A 22143-nucleotide genomic window follows, 5' to 3' on the forward strand; every position below is an offset into this window, starting at 1 on the left:
GCGGTAATCGGCGGATGCAGTGCCCGACATGGCCATGATGACCGCGGCGGCTAATGAGCTATAAATAAGTCCACGCATAATGAGTCTCTCCATTGAACTTTCAGCGGAAGATATGCCCATCGGCTGATACCCCCGGGCCTGGCTTCCTATCCCTGCGGCATCATGGGGATGCCGTTACTGCGCCAGCCAGGGGCAGGGAAACCATGTTGACTGACTGGTTTCCCTGTCCCGTGACCTGGTTCACCTGAATGACCCCCTTGCTGCCCGTGAGGGCGGTGTCATCCAGATAGATGCTGGTAGTGGTGTTGGCGGGGGGCTTTCCCCCTGGGGTCTTCGCGACGCTGGAGCTGAGATTGATGTCGGTCACGACACCCAGGCCGCTGTCATCGAGGGACAGGGCGAAGGCGTTCAGTTGCTGGTTGCCCTCACCCGCCCCCTGATTGATGCCGACCAGTCCCCGGTTCTGGCTCAGGGCCGAGCCCAGGATGGCGACGCTCTGGCTGCCGTTCAGATTGGTGGTGGATTGATTCAGCTGACCAAATTGAATGACGGCCGGACCCGAAATGGCGATGGCGGCAAGATTGCCTTGTTGGTTGTTATTGCCGGCAACCATATTGACGCCCATGGAACCACGAATATTGCTCAATGCCTGAGCACCGAGATCGACCCGGTTTTGTGCCATTGAGGGGGTGGCAAATGCCAGAAAAGGAAATGCTGCCAATGCAATATATATTTTCATGTTCTGTCTCCATATGCCAGGAGGGCTTATTGGAGAGAGCAACGACCATGCCAATTTACAACCATATGATTTTTAGTTGTTTTTTATTTGATATAATTGTTTTTACGTCTCAATATTGAGAGCGACATATTATGTCGTGAAGTAAGCGCTTATTTATCAATGGATTTATTTTTTCTCACGGATAATTTGGCTGTCTCAATATTGTGGTGCCATCAATCTAAAGGCGGGATGTTTTATAGTTATCATCGTCTGGCCATATTAAATGGCGCCATTTGATGATAAAGGGAGTTATCTGAACAAGTCGTCAGACTCCTTCGTGCAGTGGCGATAACAAGGAGTTGTCCCTATGACAGAAACGGCATTGTTGCTCATCAATTCATGTGCCGTACTGGAAAGCCTGCTGGAACAAGGCGAGTGGCAGGTGGAGCAGGCAAGCTCCCTGGTGGTGGCAGAGAAAAAACTGCAGGAAAAGGACTATCCCCTGGTGCTGGTGGTGATCGAGCATCAGCAGCACGAAGCCCTCTACAACCTGATTGCGCAGCACTCCGGCGCCTTGTGGATCGGCCTCATCCAGCGGGACTGTCTCGCCAGCGAAGCCCTTCGCAATTTGCTGGCAGCCTGTTTTCATGATTTTCACACCTTTCCCCTGGACAGAGACAGGCTCTCCCACAGCCTGGGACATGCCTTGGGGATGGCGCGCCTCATCCGGCGACACCGCCCCCGACTGCAACCCCAGCTTCGTTTCATCCAGGGGGAGAGCGCCCCCATCCGCCAGTTGCGCGACCAGATCGTGCGGTTGCAGCATTGCCGCCTGCCCGTACTGGTGACGGGACCGAGCGGTACGGGCAAGGAGCTGGTGGCCCGGGAGCTGCACTACAGCACGTTCGGGGAGGAGAGCCCTTTCGTGGCGGTCAATTGCGGGGCCATGCCCCATCAGCTCATCCAGTCCGAGCTGTTCGGCCACGTCAAGGGGGCCTTCACCGGGGCACAGCACCACAAGATAGGCAAGATAGAGGCCGCCGATGGCGGCACCCTGTTTCTCGACGAGATAGGGGAGTTGCCACTGGAGGATCAGGCAACCCTGCTGCGCTTCTTGCAGGAGCAGTGCATAGAGGCGGTGGGCAGCCACCTGACGCGTCGTGTGGATGTGCGGATCATCGCGGCCACCAATATCGATGTGGAGCAGGCGGTGGCTAGCGGCGGATTTCGCATGGATCTCTACTACCGGCTCAACGTGGTGCGCCTGCGCACCCCGGCCTTGTGCGAGCGGGCGGAAGACATCCAGCTCCTTGCCGATGACATTCTGGCGGAAGTGCGGGGCGGGCGGGTGCTCAGCTTCACCCGCAAGGCGCGCCAGGCCATGCAGTCCTATGGCTGGCCGGGGAATGTGAGGGAGCTGCGCAACCGGGTTCAGCGGGCGGTGGTCATGTGCAGCGGCCCCTTCATCGAAGCCGATGACATGGAGCTGACCAACATGGACAGCCTGCTGCTCGACGGCTCGCTCAAGGCGGTGCGCGAAGCGGCGGAGCGTCAGGCCTTGCAACGGACGCTGGCCCGCTTCCCCGATCAGCTCGAGGAGGTGGCCCGCACGCTCGACATCTCCCGGGCCACCCTCTATCGCCTGCTGGACAAGCACGATCTGCTGTGAGGGAACGGCAGTATCGTCCCGTCATGCAAGAAGCCCGGGCAGCAGGCCCGGGCTTCTTGTCTGGCCCCGTCGTGGGGACTCGTGACTTCCGATGAGCTTCAGGCCATCTCCATGGCGAGGTGACAGAGTCGCCGCGCAGCCTCCTCCTCGCTCTTGACCACCTGATGCACGCCGCGCACGCGCAGATGATGCACCTCCTCGTGCTGGTGGGCACAGGCGGCGATGCGCATCAGGGCGCCGTATTCCTGCGCCCTGATGGCTATCTCACCGGCCAGCAGGCTGTCATCCAGGGTGATCAGCAGCCAGCTGGCGTTGGGCAGCGCCGCCGTCAGCAGATCCTGCTGGATGGGATGGCCCGCCAGACAGGTGATCCCCATGGCGCGCCAGGGGGCCAGCAGTCGCTCGTCGGTGTCGATCACCACCATCTCCCTGCCTTGTTCATGCAACTGCCGGATGAGGTGCTGACCTATCTCGTCGGCGCCCACTACCACCACATGGCCCTGCAAGGGGCAGAGGTGAGGTGACCCATCGGTGCGTGGATCGGGATGGCGCCTCAGCCAGCGCTCCACCTGGTTGAAGACCAGCGGATTGAGCACGATGGAGAAACAGGCGCCGACTAGCACCAGATCACGGGCGACCCCGGGGACCAGCTCGAGCATGACTCCGAGACCCATCAGGATGAAGGAGAACTCCCCCACCTGGGCCAGGCTGGCGGAGATGGTCAGCGCCGTGCGCTGGCTGTGGCCAAAGAGCCGCACGATGGCGAAGGCGGCCACTGATTTGCCGATCACGATGACGAACAGGGTGGCCAGCACGGCCAGGGGCTCGCGCAGCAGGATGACGGGGTCGAACAGCATGCCCACGGAGACGAAGAAGAGCACGGCGAAGGCGTCCTGCAGGGGCAGGGTGTCGTTGGCCGCCTTGTGGCTCAGATGGGAGCTGTTCATCACGACGCCGGCGAAGAAGGCGCCGAGGGCAAAGGAGACGCCAAACAGCTTGACGGCGCCAAAAGCGATGCCAAGGGAACAGGAGAGGACGGCCAGGGTGAACAGCTCGCGGGAGCCGGTGGCGGCGGTGCGGGCCAGCAGCCAGGGGATGAGGCGTCGCCCTCCGATGACCATCAGGGCGATGAAGGCAGCCACCTTGGCCAGGGTCAGGCCGATATCCGCCATCACCTGGGCCGGGGTCAGTGCCTCGCCCCCCTGCTGCAGGTTGGCGAGGATGGGGAGCAGTACCAGGGCCAGCACCATCACCAGATCCTCCACGATGAGCCAGCCGATGGCGATGCGTCCCTCGTTGGTGTCGAGCTGGCCGCGGCTCTCCAGGGCGCGCAGCAGCACCACGGTACTGGCGGTGGAGAGGGCCAGGCCAAACACCAGGCCGGCGGTCACGGTCCAGTCGAGCAGTTGGGAGAGGCCAAGGCCGAGCAGGGTCGCAAGCGTTATCTGGACGATGGCTCCCGGGATGGCGATGTGTTTCACCGACAGCAGGTCTTTCACGGAAAAATGCAGGCCGACACCAAACATCAGCAGGATGACGCCGATTTCGGCCAGCTCGGGGGCGAGCCGCAGGTCGGCGACATAGCCCGGCGTAAAGGGGCCGCATACCACGCCGGCCGCGAGGTAGCCCACCATGGGGGAGATGCGCAGGCGGCTTGCCAGCATGCCGAAGAGGTAGGCCAGCACGAGGCCGCCTACCAGGGTGGTGATAAGGGGGAGTGAGTGGTCCATGTCGTCACCTCGCTAATGGCAGTCAGGGGCTACCAGATCACCCGAAGGTGAAGAGGGCAGCTGTCAATGAGCAGGGGGCGAAAGAGACAGAAGTTGGCCGTATCAAGGGGAAATCTTGAGGGCAACAGATGCCGTTTCTATTGAAAAGTAATGCATTTATATGCCATGAGCAACACTGTTCCAGTTTTTGCGTTGGTTTTGATGAAAAGCATCTTTAATGCATTGCGATTGGGTGAAAAGAGTGTGCAGTTAAAGAAAAATTGGCAGGAATAATCAATCGATGATGATATTGGGAGGCAAGGGAGAACACCTATGAGCACACGGCATGGAGGAGGCTGGCCTCCTCCATGGTGAACGAGGGTGCTGAAGGGGCATCACTCCCCCCTGGCGACCCCCTCACGTCTGGGGTCTGCGGCCCCCAGCCAGCCGCCGGCATGGCGCTGGACGCCCTGCAGCCCGGAGGTCTGCTCGTTAAGCAGGACCTCGTGCCCTCTGGCCTTGAGCCCCTGTACCACGGCGTCGGGCGTGCGCCCCTGCTCCAGCTCGGTGGGGCCGTTGCGACTGCCGAAATTGGGCAGGTTGATGGCCTGCTGCAGGTCGAGCCCCCAATCCTGGGTGCCGAGCAGCGCCTTGCCCACGTAGTTGATGATGGCCGAGCCTCCCGGGGATCCCAGGCTCATCTCCAGCTCGCCGCTTGCCTTGTCAAACACCAACAGGGGAGACATGGAGGAGCGGGGGCGCTTGCCGGGCTCCACCCGGTTGGCCACCGGCAGGCCGGCGGCGTCCACCGAGGTGAAGGAGAAGTCGGTGAGCTGGTTGTTCAGCAGGTAGCCGTTGACCATCAGCCGCGAGCCGAAGCCATCCTCGATGGAGCTGGTCATGGCCACCGCCATGCCGCTCTTGTCCACGATGGAGATGTGGCTGGTGGAGGGCAGCTCCGGGGTGGCGTCCCGGCCCCTGGCCAGCGCCCGGGGCGGGTTGCCGGGCTGGGCGACGCCCATGGAGCGGTTGCCGATAAGGTGCCCCCGCTGCGCCAGATAGCCCTTGTCCAGCAGGCCTGTCACCGGCACGTCGACGACGTCGCCGTCGGCCACGTACTGGTTGCGATCGGCGAAGGCGAGGCGTGCCGCCTCGCTGTAGAGGTGAATGGCCTCGCTGGAGGCGGCCAGTTGACCCTGCTCCCCCTGTACCGGTTTGAGGGCGGCCATGTCCCGGCTTTCCAGCATGCCGAAGATCTGGCCGAGGGCCAGGGTGCCGGAGGAGGGGGTCGGGAAGCCGCAGATCTCGCTCTGGCGATAGTCAAAGCAGAGCCCGTCCCGCAGCTTGGCCCGGTAGCTGGCGAGATCGGCGGCGCTCAGCACCCCGGGGTTGGTCGGGTGGGCGTGCACCTTGGCCACCATGGCCTCGGCCAGCGGGCCGCGATAGAAGGCGTCGGGGCCGTCGCTTGCCAGGGTACGCAGCACCCTGGCCAGGGCCGGGTTGGTGAGCCGGGTACCAGCCGTCTTGGGAGTGCCGTCCGCCTGATAGAAGTAGGCGCGGGCGTCCGGATCCCCGGCCAGATAGGGATCTTTTGCCAGCAGGGTGGCGAGGCGGGGGCTTATCACGAACCCTTGCTCCGCGAGGGTGATGGCGGGTTCGAACAGCGTGGCCCAGGGCAGCTTGCCATAGCGCTCGTGGGCCAGGGCCAGGGCACGCACCGTGCCGGGGGCGCCGACGGAGCGCCCGCCCACCACCCCCTCATAGAAGGCCATGGGTTTGCCCTCCTTCATGAAGAGCTGATCGGTGGCAGCGGCGGGGGCTGTCTCCCGGCCATCCACCGCCGCCACCTGCTTGCCGTCCCACACCAGCATGAGGGAGCCGCCGCCGATGCCCGAGGATTGAGGCTCCACCAGAGTCAGCACCAGCTGGACGGCGATGGCTGCATCGACGGCGCTGCCCCCCGCCTTGATGATCTGGTAGCCCGCGTCCACCGCCAGCGGGTTGGCCGCCGCCACCATGAAGTCACGGCCCTGCCAGCCCGGTTTGTCAATCCAGCCGCTGGCCGCCTCCGGGGCGATCAGGGTCTGGGGAGGAGGGACATAGTGAAAGCCATCCTGGGAGGCGCAGCCGCCAAGCAGGCCGAGGGCGACCAGCAGGCCGAGGGGTTTGAGGGACATGACAGGCTCCTTGTCGGTTTCTTGTTCACCTGCCGAAATGTGTCACACTTGGAGCTTGATTAAAAGTTTGTCTTAATACTCATATGGTTACAAAACTATCAAGGAGGCGCTCATGACACACCGGGGGACGCTGGCGAAACCTTGCATGGCGGGGCTGCTCTGCCTGTTGCTGGCGGCCTGCGGGGAGCCGACCTTCAGACCGCTGGCCCAGGGGGAGACCCTGCTCGCCTTCGGGGACAGTCTGACCGAGGGGCGCGGGGTAAGCCCGTCCCAAAGCTACCCCAGCGTGCTGGCGACCCTGAGCGGCCATCCCGTGGTCAATGGCGGGGTGTCCGGAGAGCTGAGCCAGGCCGGCAGGGCACGCCTGCCCGGGTTGCTGGCCCGGCACAGACCCGCTCTGGTCATCCTGCTGGAAGGGGGCAACGACATCCTGCGTGGCAGCGGGGAGGCGGCCCTCAAGGCCAATCTCGCCGCCATGATAGAGGCGGTGCAGGGGAGCGGGGCCCAGATCCTGCTGGTCGGGGTGCCCCGAAAATCCCTGTTTGCCGATGGCGCTCCCCTCTACGAGGAGCTGGCAGATCAGTACGGGCTGGTGCTGGACAACGACAGCATCGGCGAGTTGCTGCGAGACCCGGCCCTGAAGTCCGATGCGGTGCATTTCAATGCCGAGGGTTACCGCACCCTGGCGCAGCGACTTCATCGACTGTTGCAGGAAAGGGGGGCACTCTAGCGAGGTGTCATGCTGCCGGGGCAGTGCGCCATGCTGCTAAAGCCTATGGGGTCAGGAGATTGCGCGGCGGGAGGGCGACGGCGCTACTCCAGAGGCGTCCAGCCCGTGGCGACAATGCCCGAAGACATGAAAAAACCGCCGTGAAGGCGGTTTTTTGCAATCAGGCTGAGCCAATTTGCTTAGATGGACTGCTCTTCACCACCCAGGGCGGCAAACAGGGCCGGGATGAACTGGGAGAGCTCGGCGGTGACCAGGGCGAAGTCGGCGTCCAGGCGGGCGGCGGGATCTTCACTGGTGACGTCGTCGTTCTGCTCGCGCAGCTCTTCGCTGAACTTGAGGCGCTTGATGGAGAGATCGTCCCCCAGCACGAAGCTCAGGGTTTCGCCCCAGTTGAGGGCCAGCTTGGTCACCAGCTTGTCGTTGGCCAGGTGATTCTTGATCTCCTCGCTCATCAGATCCTGCTGCTTGCAGCGGATGATGCCGCCGTGCTCCATGGCGCTGCGCAGCTCGGCTTCGTCCTCCAGGGTGAAGGCGGCGGGCAGGTTGCCCTCATTGAGCCACTCGGTCATGGTGATCTCGGGCGGGTTCTTGAGGGCCACCGGCACTACCGGCAGGGAGCCGATGGATTTGCGCAAGAGCGCCAGCAGATCGTCCGCCTTCTTGGCGGAGCCTGCATCCACCACCATCAGGTTGTCGGCAGGGTTTATCCAGGCGAAGGTCTGGCTGGTGCGGCTGAAGGCGCGGGGCAGCAGGGTGTGCATGATCTCCTCTTTCAGCGCCTCCTTCTCTTTCTTCTTGAGGGCGCGGCCCTGCTCGAATTCAATGGCCTCTACCTTCTCCGCCAGCATCTCCTTGACCACGGTACCAGGCAGCATCTTCTCTTCCTTGCGAGCGCACAGCAGGATGTGGCCAGAGGCGGCGTGGGTCAGGGTGGAGCCGAATTTGCCAAGGGGCTTGACCCACCCGAACCGGGAGATGTCCTGGCTGCCGCACGGGGTGAAGGCGCAGGCTTCCAGCTGGGTTTCCAGCTGCTCAACGGTCAGGTCGAAGGGGCGGGTAAAGCGGTAAATCTGCAGGTTTTTAAACCACATGGCGTCCTCGGTCTCTAGATTGTCCGGCGGGCATTGTACTAGAGAGGCGCTTTGTGATCAGCCAATCATTCTCGCTAAATAAAGGGCGATCGACCTCACAGGGCCCCATCTTGATCCCCCGGGAGCGGTCCCAACTCCCCTAGACTGCGAGTGTTCACATTGCTGACAAGGAGGCGACCATGTTGAGACAGAGTCGGCCGGAAGACATGGAAGAGATCGTCGAAATCTGGCTCCTGGCCTCCCTGCAGGCCCACGATTTCGTCGATGCCTCCTGCTGGTGGCAGGCTCAGGAGGAGCTGCGTACCCGCTACCTCGATCACGCCCGCATCTGGGTATTCGAGGAGCGAGGGGATCTGCTCGGCTTCATGGCGCTGGTGGATGATTACCTGGCTGCACTTTTCGTGCGCCCCGATAGGCAGGGGCGGGGGGTGGGGCACGCCCTGTTGCAGGAAGCCAGATCCAGATGTGCCGAGCTGCATACCCGGGTCTTCGTGGAGAACGAGCCAGCGGTGCGTTTCTACCGCCGCCACGGCTTTGAAATCGGGGGGGAGGTGCCCGATCCCCTCACCGGCCATCTTCAGTACCAGATGCATTATCAAGCCGTCTGAATCTGACGTCTGGGGCTGCCCCGGTTGAAAACGGGGGGCACCATCCTCATCTTGTCTCCATCCCGGGGCGCCTTCGCCCCCGCTCTCTTCTCCTTATCGAGCCGTTTTCCATGAAGATCCTGCACACCGCCGACTGGCACCTCGGTCATCAGCTTCACGGCCACGACCGCCGCTTCGAACACGACGCCTTCCTCGACTGGCTGGCCGACACCATCAAGACCCGCGACATCGACGCCCTGCTGGTGGCGGGCGATCTGTTCGACACCGCCAACCCTCCCGCCAGTGCCTGGCAGCAGCTCTACCGCTTCCTGGCGCGGCTGCGCGCCGAGCACCCGGCACTGGAGATGGTGCTCATCGGCGGCAACCACGACTCTCCCTCCAAGCTGGATGCCCCCCACGAGCTGCTGCGCGCTTTCGACCTCCATCTGGTGGGCAGCATCAGCCGGGACGACGAGGGGCGCCTCGAGACCGAGCGCCTGCTGGTGCCGCTGCGAGGCAAGAACGGCGAGGTGGCCGCCTGGTGCGCCGCCGTGCCGTTTCTGCGCAGCAGCGATCTGCGCCCCGACGGGATCAGTGAAGGGCAGGACAGACTCATCGAAGGGGTACGCCAGGTCTATGAGGCGGTGCTGAGCGAGGGGCGTGCGCGCTGCCATCCGGATCAGGCCCTCATCGCCATGGGCCACGCCTATCTGGCGACGGGCCAGCTCTCCGAGCTCTCCGAGCGGCGGGTGCTCGGCGGCAACCAGCATGCCCTGCCTGCCGAGCTGTTTGCCGCCGCCGACTACACGGCGCTGGGTCACCTGCACCTGGCCCAGAGTCCGGCCGAGGGGGTGCACTACAGCGGCTCGCCGCTGCCGCTCTCGCTGGCCGAGGCGAATTACAACCATCAGGTGCTGGAGGTGACGTTTGAGAGGGGCAAACTGGCCCGCCTTGAGCGGATCCCGGTGCCCCGCGCGGTGGAGATGATCCGGCTGCCCCAGAGCGGCCTTGACGAGGCGCTCCAGGCCATCGAGGCGCTGGCGCTACCTGCTTGCCCGCAGCAGGCGCAGCCCTTCCTCGAGGTGCGGCTGCTGCTGCCCAAACCCGAGGCCCGCATCCGCGAGCGCGTGCTGGCCGCCATCGGCGACAAGCCGGTGCGCCTTGCCCGCATCACGACCAGTTATCAGGGCTCGGGCCTGGGGCTGGCGGATGGTGCCGGCCAGCGCAGGCTCGATGAGCTCTCCCCCACCGAGGTGTTTCGCCTCTGCTATCAGCGTCAGTTCGACGGGGAGCCGGAGGCCGAGCTGGTGGCGTCGTTTGAAGAGATCCTGGAGCAGGTGAAGGAGTCCAGCCAATGAAAATCTTGTCGCTGTCAGGGGAGAATCTGGCCAGCCTGACCGGTCAATTCACCATCGATTTTGCCGGTGGCGCCCTGGGGGCCGCCGGCCTGTTTGCCATCACCGGCAATACCGGCGCGGGCAAGAGTACCCTGCTCGATGCCATCTGTCTGGCACTCTACGACGAGATGCCGCGCTTTATCGCCAATCGCAAGAACGTGGCCGAAGTGGGCCGCATGGATGACGAGGAGAAGCTCAAGGCCAACGACGTGCGCGGCATCCTCAGCCGCGGCCACGCCAGCGGTTTTGCCGAGGTGCAGTTTCGCGGCTGTGACGGCCGCATCTGGCTGGCCCGCTGGGCGGTGCGCCGGGCCCGCAACCGCGCCGAGGGGCGCTTTCAGGCCCAGGAGCGCAGCCTGACCGACGTGGCGTCGGGCCAGGTGTTCAGTGGCAGCAAGCGGGAGCTGCAGGATCGCATCGACGAGCTGGTGGGGCTCTCCTGGGAGCAGTTTCGCCGCGCCGTCATCCTGCCCCAGGGGGAGTTTGCCGCCTTCCTCAAGTCGAGCGCCGACGAGCGTTCGGCCCTGCTCGAACGGATGACCGGCACCGAGCTCTACTCCGCCATTTCGGTCCAGACCCATGAGCGGGCGCGGGAGGAGCAGCAGAAACTGGCTGCCATCAGCCAGCGGCTCGGTGACGTGGCGCTGATGGACGAGGCGACCCGCGAGCAGTGGGTGAGCCAGCAGGTCAGCCTCGCCACCAGCCTCAAGCACGAGCAGCAGCAACAGCAGCTGATGCAGGACTTGCGCGATCTCAACGGCCGCATCGCTGCCCAGTTGCAGGCCTGTCAGGAGGGAGAGGAGGCCCTTGCCGCGGCCGAGGCTGCCCACGCTGCGGCCGCTCCCGAGCGCGAGGAGTTCGTCCGCGCCGAGCAGGCCCAGGTGGCCCGCGCGGATCACGACGAACTGGCTCGCCTCACCCTGGAGGTGCAGCAGCAGGAGAAGGCGCTGGCCGAGCTTGGCCCTGAACTTGGCAAGCTGGAGGAGAAGACCCAGCAGAGCGCCCTCACCGAACAGCAACTGCTGGCGGAGAAGATCGCCGCCGAGCGCGAGTGGGGCGCCCTGCAGCCTGAACTCAAACGGGCGCAGGAGCTCGACACCCGCATTCGGGAAAAGCAGCAGCAACTGCAGAAGATCCAGCAGGAGGGGGCGCAGGAGCGGGAGGTGCAGCTCACCCTGGAGCAGGGCTGGCGCCAGCAGTGCCAGCAGGTGGAGCAGCTCAAGGGCCAGCACCAGCAGTGGGGTGCCTGGCTTGAGGAGCACAAGGAGCTGGCGCCGGTGGCCCGTCAGTGGCAGCCCCTGCTCACCGCCATGCAGGATTGGGCCGAGGATGCCGACAGGCTGCAGCAACTGCTCACCCTGCGCGAACACAAGCTGCGCGCCCTCAGGCAGTTGCAACATCAGCTGGAACAGGGGCAGCAGGAGCGCGACTATTGGCAGCGCGAGCAGGCGCGACTGCAGCAGCAACAGCACGAGCTGCAGGAGCAGCAGTGGGAGGGGCGTCTGGCCAAGGCGCAGGAGCAGTGGCAAGGGCAGACTGAGCAGCTGGGCCAGCTGCGCCAGCTGTTGGAGCTGGCGGACTATGGCCGCAATCACGGTGAGCAGCATGGTCGCCTGCAGCAGGAGATCGTCCAGCTGGAGCAGGCGCTCGGCAAGCTGGCCATCCTCGGCGACGAGCTGACGCCGGCCCGCGAGCGGCTCGCCCTGCAACGGGACGAGGCGCGTCACGCACTGGAACAGTCCCGTGCCATCGCCAGTTTCGAGCAGCATCGCCACATCCTGCGCGACGGTGAACCCTGCCCGCTCTGCGGCGCCGAGGAGCACCCCTATCACCAGAGCCAGCCACAGGTGGCGGGCATTCTGGGGCAACTGGCGGAGCGTGTCCGCAGCCTCGAGCTCGAGTGGGAGCGGCTCAATCACCAATACATTCAGTGCGAGAGCGAACGCCAGGAGCTGGCCCGCCAGCTGGCGGTGCGCCAGCAGCATCTGCCTGAGCTGGAGACGCGCGCCGAGCAGCTGACCCAGCGCTGGCAGCAGCTGGGCGGTGCCGAGCTGCTGGGCCATCCGTTGCCGCTGCGTCAGAGCCCGATCGAGTGGAACGAATTGATGAGTACCCTGCTCGGTCGCGGCCAGAGTCTGGAGCAGGGGCTGGTCCGCAGCCAGCAGCAACTGCGCGAGGCCCAGCAGGGGCAGCAGCAGTTGCAGGCCGTGCGCCAGCAGCTGAGTCAGCTGGCCAGCCAGCACCAGCAGTTCGAGCAGCAGTGGCAGGAGGCCGACCGCCAGCGCATCGCCCTAGAAGGGGAGGTGAAGGCAATGGGCGAGCAGGAAACGACCCTGCGCCAGCGCCTTGAGCAGGGAGGCAGCCGGCTCGATGAGCAGATGGGAGGCCAGCCCTGGCGCCAGTGGCTGGGCAGCCAGCAGTGGCACGAGTGGCAGCGGGCCTGCGAGGCCTGGCTGCACGGCCAGAGCGAGTGGGAGCGGCTGACCGGCGAGATTGCCAGCCTCACCCCGGCCCTGAGCGCCCAGGAGGCGCGTCTGCAGACCCAGCGCGAGCTGCTGCACAAGCTCGAGCGTGACTACAAGGAGCATGAACAGCAACGACAGGGGCTGGTCACCAGCCGTGCCACCTGTCTGGGGGGCGAGGAGATTGCCCTGGTCGAGAGCCGCTGGCAGCAGCGGCTGCAGCAGCTGGCCAGCGAGCTGGAGACGATGCAGGGGGCGGCCCGCGCCCTGCGCGAGCGTCAGACCGAGCTCAAGACCCGTCTCAGCCATCTGGAGCAGGAGAAGCAGGTGAGCAGCCGGCGGCGGCGGGAGGTGCTGGGGCGCTGGGCTGCCCACGCCAGCAGCCTCGGCATCGCCGAATATGACCTGCGCCGCCTGCTGGCCATGAGCCCGGATGAGCTCAAGGGGCGCCGCGCCGCCTTGCAGGCGCTGGAGGATGCCCGCGCCGAGGCGCGTACCCGTTTGACCGAGCGGCAGCGGGCGCTGGCACTGGAGGAGAGCAAGCGGGATCGTTACCGCGAGCATCACCCGGAGCTGGCCGCGTTGGCGCCACAGGAGCTCGACAGCCGGCTGACGGCGCTGGAGGCGCACTGCCGCGCTCTCGACGAGCAGCTGTTCCAGTGCAAGAGCACGCTGGCCCAGGCCGAGGCGGCGGCCCTCAAAGCGGGCACCTTGCAGGAGGAACTGGCTGCCCAGCAGGCGGTGGCGGATCACTGGCAGCGCCTCTGTGACCTTATCGGCTCGGCCAGCGGCGCCAAGCTGCGCACCTTCGCCCAGAGCCTCACCCTGGAGCGGCTGCTGCTGGAGGCCAACGCCCAGCTCGCCGAGCTCTCCCCCCGCTATCGGCTGGAGCGAGTGCCCGGCACCGATCTGGCGCTGCAGGTGGTGGATCTCGACATGGGGGATGAGGTGCGCTCGGTGGATTCCCTCTCCGGCGGTGAAAGCTTCCTGGTGTCGCTGGCGCTGGCGCTGGCCCTATCCAGCCTGTCGTCGCGCCAGACCCAGGTCGAATCGCTGTTCATCGACGAAGGCTTCGGCACCCTCGACCCCGACAGCCTGGATCTGGCGCTTGCCAGCCTCGATTCCCTGCAGGCGGCCGGTCGCCAGATCGGGGTCATCTCCCACGTGCAGACCCTGGTGGAGCGGATCGGCGTGCAGGTGCGGGTGGAGGCCCTCGGTGGCGGCGAAAGCCGGGTGGTATTGCCCGGCTGACGACGTGTCGCCCATGGCCCTCCATGAACAAAAAGGCCTCTGTCACAGGGGCCTTTTTGTTGGTGTGCAACTCGTTGCTGGTTATTTGCGCTCGGGCAGCATATTGGTCAGGGTGTTGTCCTTGAGCACATGGTGGTGGTAGATGGCTGCCGCCGCGTGCAGGGCAATCAGGGCATAGCCAATGTTGGCCAGCGTCTCGTGCAACTCCTTGATGGTGCCCTTCAGGCCGTCGTCGGGGGCGATGAGGGCGGGGAGCGCCAGGCCGAAGAAGGGGATGGGCTTGCCGCCCGCACTCAGCAGCAGCCAGCCCAGCAGCGGAGTGAGGAGCAAGAAGCCATAGAGCGCCAGGTGGGCGAGCTTGGCCAGCGTGAGCATCAGGGGGGAGAGCTCGGGCACGATACGCGGTGAAGGGCTACCCACGCGCACCAGCAGGCGCACGACCACCAGCGCCAGGATCAGCAGACCCACCATGAAGTGAAACTCCTTCATCAGGTCGCGGCCGGCCGACCCTTTGGGGAAGATGTCCCTGAACTCCATCAGCGCATAGACGGCGATCATCAGCAGCAGGGTCAACCAGTGCAGCCCTATGCTCAGGCTGCCATAACGTTGTTCGGTATTTCTCAGCATCGTTGTCTCCTCGCCACTTAAGCGGCTTATCTCTTTTCATCCCGTCTCATATCGAGCCAAAGGACCCGCAGGTATCCCTCTTGAGGGTACTCGGCTTGCTTATGCCCGTGTTGATCTCGATAACATTTCTGCCTGTTTGCCGTCATGCTGACCTGTGCGGGAGCCCATGGAGTATCGGGAGATGGAAGGGGCAAAAAAAAACCGAAGCACCAGGCTTCGGTTTTTGGCGGTCGCTGGCGTCAGGCCAGGGCGCATTATTTCTTGATGCGGATCACCGGGGTTTCGCCCACGGTCACGGCGCCAGTCATCTTCACCAGCTCTTTGATCTCGTCCATGTTGGAGATGACCACAGGTGTCAGGGTAGACTTGGCTTTGGCTTCCAGAACGGCCAGATCGAACTCGATGATGGTGTCACCGCGCTTGACCTGTTGACCTTCCTGAGCGATACGGGTGAAACCTTCACCCTTCAGCTCGACGGTGTCGATACCGAAGTGAACGAACAGCTCGATACCAGAGTCGGACTCCAGAGAGAACGCGTGGTTGGTCTCGAAGATTTTGCCGATGGTGCCGTCGCACGGAGCAACCATCTTGTTGCCGGCCGGTTTGATGGCGATGCCGTCGCCGACGATCTTCTCGGCGAAGACGACGTCAGGCACATCTTCGATGGGGACGATTTCGCCGGACAGCGGAGCAAAGATTTCGATGCCGCCAGTGTCAGAACTGTCGTCGGAAACCAGTTTCTTCAGTTTGTCGAACAGACCCATAGTAAAAGCTCCTAGAGATGATTGTCGCTGTTTGCAGCCGATCTTAGCAGACTGCCTTCTGCTTAATAAAGTTATCTACGCACGCTTCGATTTCGGCGGCGGTGGCAAAGCTCAGCGCCTGGTCGGCCATGGCCTTCACATCTTCGAAGTTGGTGTTGCGGATAAGCTTCTTGATACGCGGTACAGAGATGGCGCTCATGGAGAACTCATCCAGACCCATACCCAGCAGCAGCAGGGTGGCGCGTTCGTCACCAGCCAGTTCACCGCACATACCGGTCCACTTGCCATTGTCATGGGAAGCGTCGATCACCATCTTGATCAGGGTCAGGACGGAGGGTGACAGCGGGTTGTACATGGCGGAAATCATCTCGTTACCACGGTCGACAGCCAGGGTGTACTGGGTCAGGTCGTTGGTACCGATACTGAAGAAATCCACTTCCTTGGCCAGATGATGAGCCATCACGGCCGCGGCCGGGGTCTCGATCATGATACCGACTTCGATGGATTCATCAAAGGCTTTGCCTTCGGCACGCAGTTCGGCTTTCAGCGTCTCCACGGTAGCCTTCAGGCTGCGGAACTCTTCGACGGAGATGATCATCGGGAACATGATGCGCAGTTTGCCGAAGGCAGACGCACGCAGGATGGCCCGCAGCTGGGCGTGCATGATGTCGGTGCGATCGAAGAAGATACGCACGGCACGCCAGCCCAGGAAGGGATTCATCTCTTTCGGGAAATTCATGTAGGGCAGTTCTTTGTCGCCGCCGATGTCCATGGTACGGACGATGATCGGTTGATCCGGCATGGCTTCGGCCACTTCTTTGTAAGCCTTGAACTGCTCGTCTTCGGTCGGCAGCGCGTCACGGTCCATGAACAGGAACTCGGTACGGTACAGACCCACGCCTTCGGCGCCGTTGCGGATGGCACCTTCGGTGTCCTTGACGGTCCCGATGTTGGCGCACACTTCGACCTGGTGGCCATCCAGGGTGATGGCAGGCAGGTCTTTGAGCTTGGCCAGCTCGTCCTTCTCGGCCTGGAACTGGGCCTGGAACTTCTTGGCTTCGTTCAACTGGTCGGCGGTCGGGTTGATGATGACCTGGTTGTTGATCGCATCCAGCACCAGCATGTCACCGTTCTTGACGCGCTCGGTGATGTCGTTGGTGCCCACGACGGCCGGCAGCTCCAGGGAGCGGGCCATGATGGAGGTGTGGGAGGTACGGCCACCGATGTCGGTGACGAAGCCCAGCACGTATTTCAGGTTGATCTGAGCGGTTTCAGACGGGGTCAGGTCTTTGGCGACCAGGATGACCTCTTCGTCGATGGTGCTCAGGTTGACAACGGCGATGCCCAGTACGTTCTTGACCAGACGGGTGCCGATGTCACGGAAGTCGGTGGCGCGCTCACGCAGATAGGGGTCATCCAGATCGGCCATCATCTTGGCGTACTGTTCGATCACCTCGTGAACGGCTCTGTCGGCAGAGGCCTTGTGTTCTTTGATGAAGGATCTGATATCCCCTTCCAGCTCTTCATCTTCGAGCAGCATGATGTGGCCTTCGAAGATGGCCTCTTTTTCTTCACCGAAGGTGCGACCGGCCATCTCTTTGATGGCTTCCAGCTGTGCGGCTGACTTGGTGCGGGCTTCGAGGAAGCGGTTGATCTCGGCATCAATCTGTTCGGCGGGAATCTTGCCCTGATTGATAACGATTTCATCTTCTTTCAGAAGAAGCGCCTTGCCGAATGCGATACCGGGGGACGCAAGAATGCCAGATATCATAATCCTTCCTATTAAAACGACTGTGGGGGAGGAATAAAGCTGGATTACTCCAGCTCGTCCATCAGGGCAACCAGCTTCTCAACGGCTTTCTGAGCGTCCGGGCCGTCAGCCTGGATGGTCACGTTGGTGCCTTTGGTCAGACCCAGGGTCTGGAGCTTGAACAGGCTCTTGGCGCTGGCGGATTTGCCACCGGAGACCACAGTGATCTCACTTTGGAATTCTTTGGCTTCTTTCACGAACTGAGCTGCAGGACGGGTGTGCAGGCCGTTTTCAGCAGTAATAACAACAGACTTCTCGTACATGGTTTCACCCCATATTATTGATATTGTTTGGAGAGATGGTCGCCAATGAGGCTTCCTGTCTCACCGTGTCAGTATGGATATGTTGTAAAGTAACGAAATCAGACCTGCAATGGTTTAATCCAGGTCAATTTTCTGTGCAGTATTCGGCGTTGTGGCCAGGTATTTTTTCGCTATCAGGCTGCAAGCCGCGTCAGGACTGGCCTGAAATTATTTTATAACGAAAAATAACACTTTGTTACCTTGTGATACCTTGCCAGCAAACACCTCGTGACGCCGCACAGGATATGAGATTTATCACAGAATGTCTGCTTTTTTTGTCATATCCAATTTTGTTATTTTACCCCAAAAAATAAGGGGCCGAGTGGCACTGGTGGCTAGAGAGTTTAGCGCATAATGAAAACGGCGCTCCGAGGAGCGCCGTCGTTTTGGTGTTGGCTGATCAACTACTGCTGCAATTCCTGCTCGCTGAACACACCGGCGAAGAGGGCGCTGGAGAGGTAACGCTCGGCGGCGCTCGGCAGGATGACGACAATCGTTTTCCCTTCGAACTCCGGCTGCTCGGCCAGACGGTTGGCAGCGACCACGGCAGCGCCGGAGCTGATACCGGCCAGGATCCCTTCCTCTTCCATCAGGCGGCGGGCCATCTCGATGGCCTCGTCACTGCTCACCTGCTCGACGCGGTCCAGCAGGCTCAAATCCAGGTTGCCCGGGATGAAGCCGGCGCCGATGCCCTGGATCTTGTGCGGACCCGGTTTGATCTCTTCACCCGCCAGTTTCTGGCTGATGACGGGGGATTCGCTGGGCTCGACCGCCACGGAGACGATGGCCTTGCCTTTGGTCTTCTTGATGTAGCGGGAGACCCCGGTGATGGTGCCGCCGGTGCCGACGCCCGCCACGAACACATCCACCTCGCCATCGGTGGCGTCCCAGATCTCGGGGCCAGTGGTCTGCTCGTGGATTTCCGGGTTGGCCGGGTTTTCAAACTGTTGCAGCAGCACGTACTTGCCCGGCTCGGATTCGAGGATCTCGTTGGCCTTGGCGATGGCGCCCTTCATGCCGAGGGGACCTTCGGTCAGTACCAGGTTGGCACCCAGGGCCTTGAGCAGTTTGCGGCGCTCGAGGCTCATGGTGGCCGGCATGGTCAGGGTGATGGGATAGCCGCGGGCCGCAGCCACGAATGCCAGGGCAATGCCCGTGTTGCCGCTGGTGGGCTCGATGATCTCCTTGCCCTTGGTCAGCACGCCGCGTTTCTCGGCATCCCAGATGAGGTTGGCACCGATCCGGCACTTGACGCTAAAGCTTGGGTTGCGGCTCTCGATCTTGGCCAGCACGCGGCCCTTGGTAACACGGTTGAGACGAACAAGCGGGGTGTTGCCTATGGTCTGGCTGTTGTCCTCAAAAATTTTGCTCATGGTGCTATCCCTGTGTTTGTTAAGGCGATGAAACAAGATTACCCTGTGGTTTCTGAATGAGAAGTGACGAATCGTTATAACAATATGTTATTACAACATATAGAACTTATTCTCTCTTGCCGAGGGGGCTCCCGCTGCCTGGGCATCCAATGGAAGGGATCTCATGGGATTTGCAGGAAGCGACCGCTATCTCGCATCACAGGCACTGAAGATGGCCGTCGATGCCGCCATCGTGCTGGAGAAGCCGCTGCTCATCAAGGGTGAGCCCGGTACGGGCAAGACCGTGCTGGCGGAGGCGGTGGCCGAGTCCCTGGGCGCCGAGCTCATCAGCTGGCACATCAAGTCCACCACCAAGGCCCAGCAGGGGCTCTACGAATATGATGCCGTCGCCCGGCTGCGAGACTCCCAGCTCGGTGACCCCAGGGTAGGGGAGATAGGCCACTACATCCGCCGGGGCAAGCTGTGGCAGGCCTTCAGCGCAGAGCAGCGGCCAGTGCTGCTCATCGATGAAATCGACAAGGCGGACATCGAGTTTCCCAACGATCTGCTGCTGGAGCTGGATCGGATGGAGTTCGATGTCTACGAGACCGGCGAGCGCGTGAAGGCGCGCCAGCGCCCCGTGGTCATCATCACCTCCAACAACGAAAAAGAGCTGCCGGACGCCTTCCTGCGCCGCTGTTTCTTCCACTACATCCGCTTTCCCGACAAGGCCGAGATGCAGGCCATCGTCAAGCTCCATTACCCCGACCTCAAGGAGCGGCTGCTCGACGAGGCGATGACGCTCTTCTTTGAGCTGCGTGCGGTAGAGGGGCTGCGCAAGAAGCCGTCCACCTCGGAGCTGCTGGACTGGATCCGGCTGCTGTTGGCGGACGACATCGCCCCCGAGGCCCTGCGCACCCGTGAGCCCGGCAAGCTGGTGCCCGCTCTCTATGGTGCCCTGCTCAAGACGGAGCAGGACTTGCACCTCTTCGAGAAGCTCGCCTTCCTGGCGCGCCGCGGCGGCTGAATGCTCATCGACTTCTTCCTTCACCTGCGCCGCCACAAGCTTCCTTGCAGCCTGCGGGAGCTGCTCGACCTGCACGGGGCGCTGGCAGCCAGACTGGCCAGCCTCGACATGGACGAGTTCTACCAGCTATCCCGCTGCCTGCTGGTGAAAGACGAGGCGCACTATGATCGCTTCGATCGCGCCTTCGCCGAGTATTACGAGGGGTTGGCCGCCATCCCCCTGTTGCCGGAGAGCCTGCCCGAGGAGTGGCTGCGCAAGGAGTTCGAGCGGCTATTGAGCGCCGAGGAGAAGGCGTTGCTCCAATCCCTTGGCGGGCTCGACCAGCTGCTGGCGACCCTAAACCAGCGCTTGAACGAGCAGAAGGAGCGTCACGCCGGCGGCAACAAGTGGGTCGGCACCGGGGGCAGCAGCCCGTTCGGTCACGGCGGCTATCACCCGGAAGGGATCCGCATGGGGGGAGAGGGCCGGCACGGGCGGGCGACCAAGGTGTGGGAGGCGCGCCACTTTCGCAACTTCAGTGACGACTCGCCCCTGGGGCAGCGCGCCATCCAGCTCGCCCTGCGCAAGCTCAGGCGCTGGGTGCGCCGGGGCAATCCCGACGAGTTGGATCTCGACGACACCATCCAAAGCTCGGCCAGGCAAGGCTGGCTCGATGTGAAGCTGCGGCCCGAGCGCCACAACGGGGTCAAACTGCTGGTCTTCTTCGACGTAGGGGGCTCCATGGATGCCCACGTGGCCGAGGTACAGCGCCTCTTCTCGGCCCTGCGCCACGAGTTCAAGCACCTGGTGTTCTTCTATTTTCACAACTGCCTCTACGACTTTGTCTGGCAGGACAATGCCAGGCGCCTTGATGATCGGCTCGATACCCTGCGGCTGCTGCGTACCTACGGCAGCGACTACAGGGTGATGGTGGTGGGGGATGCGAAGATGGGCCCCTATGAAATCACCTGGCCAGGTGGCAGCGTAGAGTACTGGAACGAGGAGCCCGGCCAGGTGTGGCTCGGGCGCCTGCAACAACATTTCCCCAAGATGGTGTGGGTCAATCCGCTGCCAAGGCAGGAGTGGCTGTGGCACCCCTCCATTAAGTTGATGAACGAATTGATCGGCGGGCGGATGCACCCGCTGACCCTGGCGGGTCTGGCTGCGGCCATCGACCAGCTGTGACCCTCTGAACCCTAAAAAACAGACAAGCCGGGATTGCACCCGGCCAGGAGCAAAGATGACCTCTATCGTAATCAGTGGCTCAGGCCTCTATACCCCTCCCTTTGCCGTCAGCAATGAAGCGCTGGTGGCGGCCTTCAACCAGTACGTGGATCTCTACAACGAGGAGAACGCCTCCGCCATCGATGCAGGGCAGCTGCCTGCCAAACAGCACTCGAGCTGCGAGTTCATCGAGAAGGCCTCCGGCATCAAGAGCCGCTATCTGGTGAGCAGCGAGGGGGTGCTGGATCCCGACATCATGCAGCCGCTCATGGCGGAGCGCCCGGACGATCAGCCCTCCATCATGGTGGAGATGGCGGTGGCGGCCGCCGAGCAGGCGCTGATCGCCGCCGGTCGTGAACCGGGGGAGATCGATCTTGTCATCGTCGCCGCCTCCAACATGCCGCGCCCCTACCCGGCGCTGGCCATCGAATTGCAGCACTATCTCGGCGCCAGCGGCCTGGCGTTCGACATGAACGTGGCCTGCTCTTCCGCCACCTTCGGGATCAAGACCGCCGCAGACATGCTGGCGGCAGGCACCGCCCGGCTGGCACTAGTGGTCAATCCGGAGATCTGCTCGGGTCACCTCAACTTCCGCGATCGGGACAGTCACTTCATCTTTGGGGATGCCTGTACCGCCGTGCTGCTGGAGCGGGAGGCCGATTGCCAGGTGGCCAACCCCTGGCAACTGGTGGCCAGCAAGCTGGTGACCCAGTACTCCAACAACATCCGTAACAACTTCGGCTTCCTGAACCGGCTCAGCCCGCGCACCCGCTACGGCGACGACAAGCTGTTCCGCCAGCAGGGGCGCAAGGTGTTCAAGGAGGTGCTGCCCCTGGTGTGCGATCAGATAGCCTCCCAGCTGGCGGAGCAGGGATGGGCGGCCGATGGCTTGAGCCGGCTCTGGCTCCATCAGGCCAACCTCACCATGAACCAGTTTATCGGCCGCAAGTTGCTGGGCCACGACGCCAGCCAGCAGGAGGCGCCTGTCATCCTCGACCGCTACGGCAACACCAGCTCGGCGGGTTCCATCATCGCCTTCCACCTCTTCAACCAGGATCTGCCGAGCGGGGCTCGCGGGGTGCTCTGTTCCTTTGGCGCCGGTTACTCCATCGGCAGCCTGCTGCTGCAGCGGCGCTGAGCACCCTGTTTTGCCCATAAAAAAGGTTCTTCGCGGGATCCTGGGAAAGTGGAAGTTGACAGACAGGGTGCTGGTAAACTGGCTGTCTCCAAACACACCACCACCATCACCCTGCTGTCGCCGTGCATC

General features: G+C 62.9%; 17 protein-coding genes. 8 read left to right on the forward strand and 9 right to left on the reverse strand.

All coding sequences use genetic code 11. The annotated features are described in order from the left end of the window. Positions 1–160: 160 nt before the first annotated feature. Positions 161–739 carry a hypothetical protein gene (locus tag PG883_RS07975; protein ID WP_223924172.1) on the reverse strand — a complete coding sequence of 193 codons (579 nt, stop codon included), beginning with the start codon at positions 737–739 and terminating at the stop codon, positions 161–163. Positions 740–1085: 346 nt separating this feature from the next. Here PG883_RS07975 and PG883_RS07980 point away from each other — a divergent pair, with 346 nt between their 5' ends. Then, entirely contained in the window at positions 1086–2387 is a 1302-nt protein-coding gene (locus PG883_RS07980) for a sigma-54 dependent transcriptional regulator (RefSeq protein ID WP_010673560.1), read from the forward strand. A gap of 98 nt (positions 2388–2485) precedes the next feature. Here the strand turns inward: PG883_RS07980 and ybaL are convergent, their stop codons facing one another. Both ybaL and ggt read right to left on the reverse strand, forming a co-directional pair. Continuing rightward, entirely contained in the window at positions 2486–4117 is a 1632-nt protein-coding gene (gene ybaL / locus PG883_RS07985; RefSeq protein ID WP_049636613.1) for a YbaL family putative K(+) efflux transporter, read from the reverse strand. 374 nt (positions 4118–4491) lie between these two features. Beyond that, positions 4492–6273 (reverse strand): gamma-glutamyltransferase, encoded by a 1782-nt coding sequence (gene ggt / locus PG883_RS07990; RefSeq protein ID WP_128297111.1) that lies wholly within the window; start codon positions 6271–6273, stop codon positions 4492–4494. A 112-nt stretch (positions 6274–6385) separates the two neighbouring features. Between ggt and PG883_RS07995 the strand changes: the two genes are divergently transcribed. Then, positions 6386–7003 (forward strand): GDSL-type esterase/lipase family protein, encoded by a 618-nt coding sequence (locus tag PG883_RS07995; RefSeq protein ID WP_113069907.1) that lies wholly within the window; start codon positions 6386–6388, stop codon positions 7001–7003. 179 nt (positions 7004–7182) lie between these two features. Here the strand turns inward: PG883_RS07995 and rdgC are convergent, their stop codons facing one another. Continuing rightward, entirely contained in the window at positions 7183–8094 is a 912-nt protein-coding gene (gene rdgC, locus PG883_RS08000; protein ID WP_010673564.1) for a recombination-associated protein RdgC, read from the reverse strand. 179 nt (positions 8095–8273) lie between these two features. On the opposite strand from rdgC, the gene PG883_RS08005 reads away from it, so the two are divergent. The 3 genes from PG883_RS08005 to PG883_RS08015 all read left to right on the forward strand — a co-directional run bounded on the left by PG883_RS08005 (position 8274) and on the right by PG883_RS08015 (position 13791). Next, complete coding sequence (locus PG883_RS08005; RefSeq protein ID WP_010673565.1) at positions 8274–8702, forward strand: GNAT family N-acetyltransferase; 429 nt, start codon at positions 8274–8276, stop codon at positions 8700–8702. A 110-nt stretch (positions 8703–8812) separates the two neighbouring features. After that, positions 8813–10039: an exonuclease SbcCD subunit D C-terminal domain-containing protein gene (locus tag PG883_RS08010; protein ID WP_128297112.1), complete on the forward strand. Its 1227-nt coding sequence runs from the start codon at positions 8813–8815 to the stop codon at positions 10037–10039. Next, complete coding sequence (locus PG883_RS08015) at positions 10036–13791, forward strand: AAA family ATPase (protein ID WP_128297113.1); 3756 nt, start codon at positions 10036–10038, stop codon at positions 13789–13791. Before PG883_RS08010 ends, PG883_RS08015 begins: the two co-directional genes overlap by 4 nt. Before the next feature lie 81 nt (positions 13792–13872). On the opposite strand, the gene PG883_RS08020 is transcribed toward PG883_RS08015, so the two are convergent. The 5 genes from PG883_RS08020 to cysK form a co-directional block, all read right to left on the reverse strand. Then, complete coding sequence (locus PG883_RS08020) at positions 13873–14418, reverse strand: cytochrome b (RefSeq protein ID WP_010673568.1); 546 nt, start codon at positions 14416–14418, stop codon at positions 13873–13875. A gap of 254 nt (positions 14419–14672) precedes the next feature. Then, the gene (gene crr, locus PG883_RS08025; RefSeq protein WP_010673569.1) at positions 14673–15182 is read right to left on the reverse strand and encodes a PTS glucose transporter subunit IIA; all 510 of its coding nucleotides are present in this window, start codon (positions 15180–15182) and stop codon (positions 14673–14675) included. Between the two features lie 43 nt (positions 15183–15225). Then, entirely contained in the window at positions 15226–16953 is a 1728-nt protein-coding gene (gene ptsI / locus PG883_RS08030) for a phosphoenolpyruvate-protein phosphotransferase PtsI (protein ID WP_041213301.1), read from the reverse strand. Between the two features lie 44 nt (positions 16954–16997). Further along, on the reverse strand, positions 16998–17255 hold the full coding sequence (locus PG883_RS08035) for an HPr family phosphocarrier protein (protein WP_005303128.1): 258 nt from the start codon (positions 17253–17255) through the stop codon (positions 16998–17000). 443 nt (positions 17256–17698) lie between these two features. Then, a complete protein-coding gene (cysK, locus tag PG883_RS08040) occupies positions 17699–18667 on the reverse strand; it encodes a cysteine synthase A (protein WP_010673571.1) in 969 nt (322 codons plus the stop codon). A gap of 163 nt (positions 18668–18830) precedes the next feature. Here cysK and PG883_RS08045 point away from each other — a divergent pair, with 163 nt between their 5' ends. The 3 genes from PG883_RS08045 to PG883_RS08055 are packed head-to-tail and all read left to right on the forward strand — an operon-like array spanning position 18831 to position 22014. Next, a complete protein-coding gene (locus PG883_RS08045; RefSeq protein ID WP_045523915.1) occupies positions 18831–19673 on the forward strand; it encodes an AAA family ATPase in 843 nt (280 codons plus the stop codon). Then, a complete protein-coding gene (locus tag PG883_RS08050; protein ID WP_128297114.1) occupies positions 19674–20837 on the forward strand; it encodes a vWA domain-containing protein in 1164 nt (387 codons plus the stop codon). A 55-nt stretch (positions 20838–20892) separates the two neighbouring features. Beyond that, the gene (locus PG883_RS08055; protein WP_039039348.1) at positions 20893–22014 is read left to right on the forward strand and encodes a beta-ketoacyl-ACP synthase III; all 1122 of its coding nucleotides are present in this window, start codon (positions 20893–20895) and stop codon (positions 22012–22014) included. The last annotated feature ends 129 nt before the right edge of the window (positions 22015–22143 follow it).

Source organism: Aeromonas sp. QDB25 (genome assembly GCF_027707725.1).
Taxonomy (GTDB): domain Bacteria; phylum Pseudomonadota; class Gammaproteobacteria; order Enterobacterales; family Aeromonadaceae; genus Aeromonas; species Aeromonas caviae.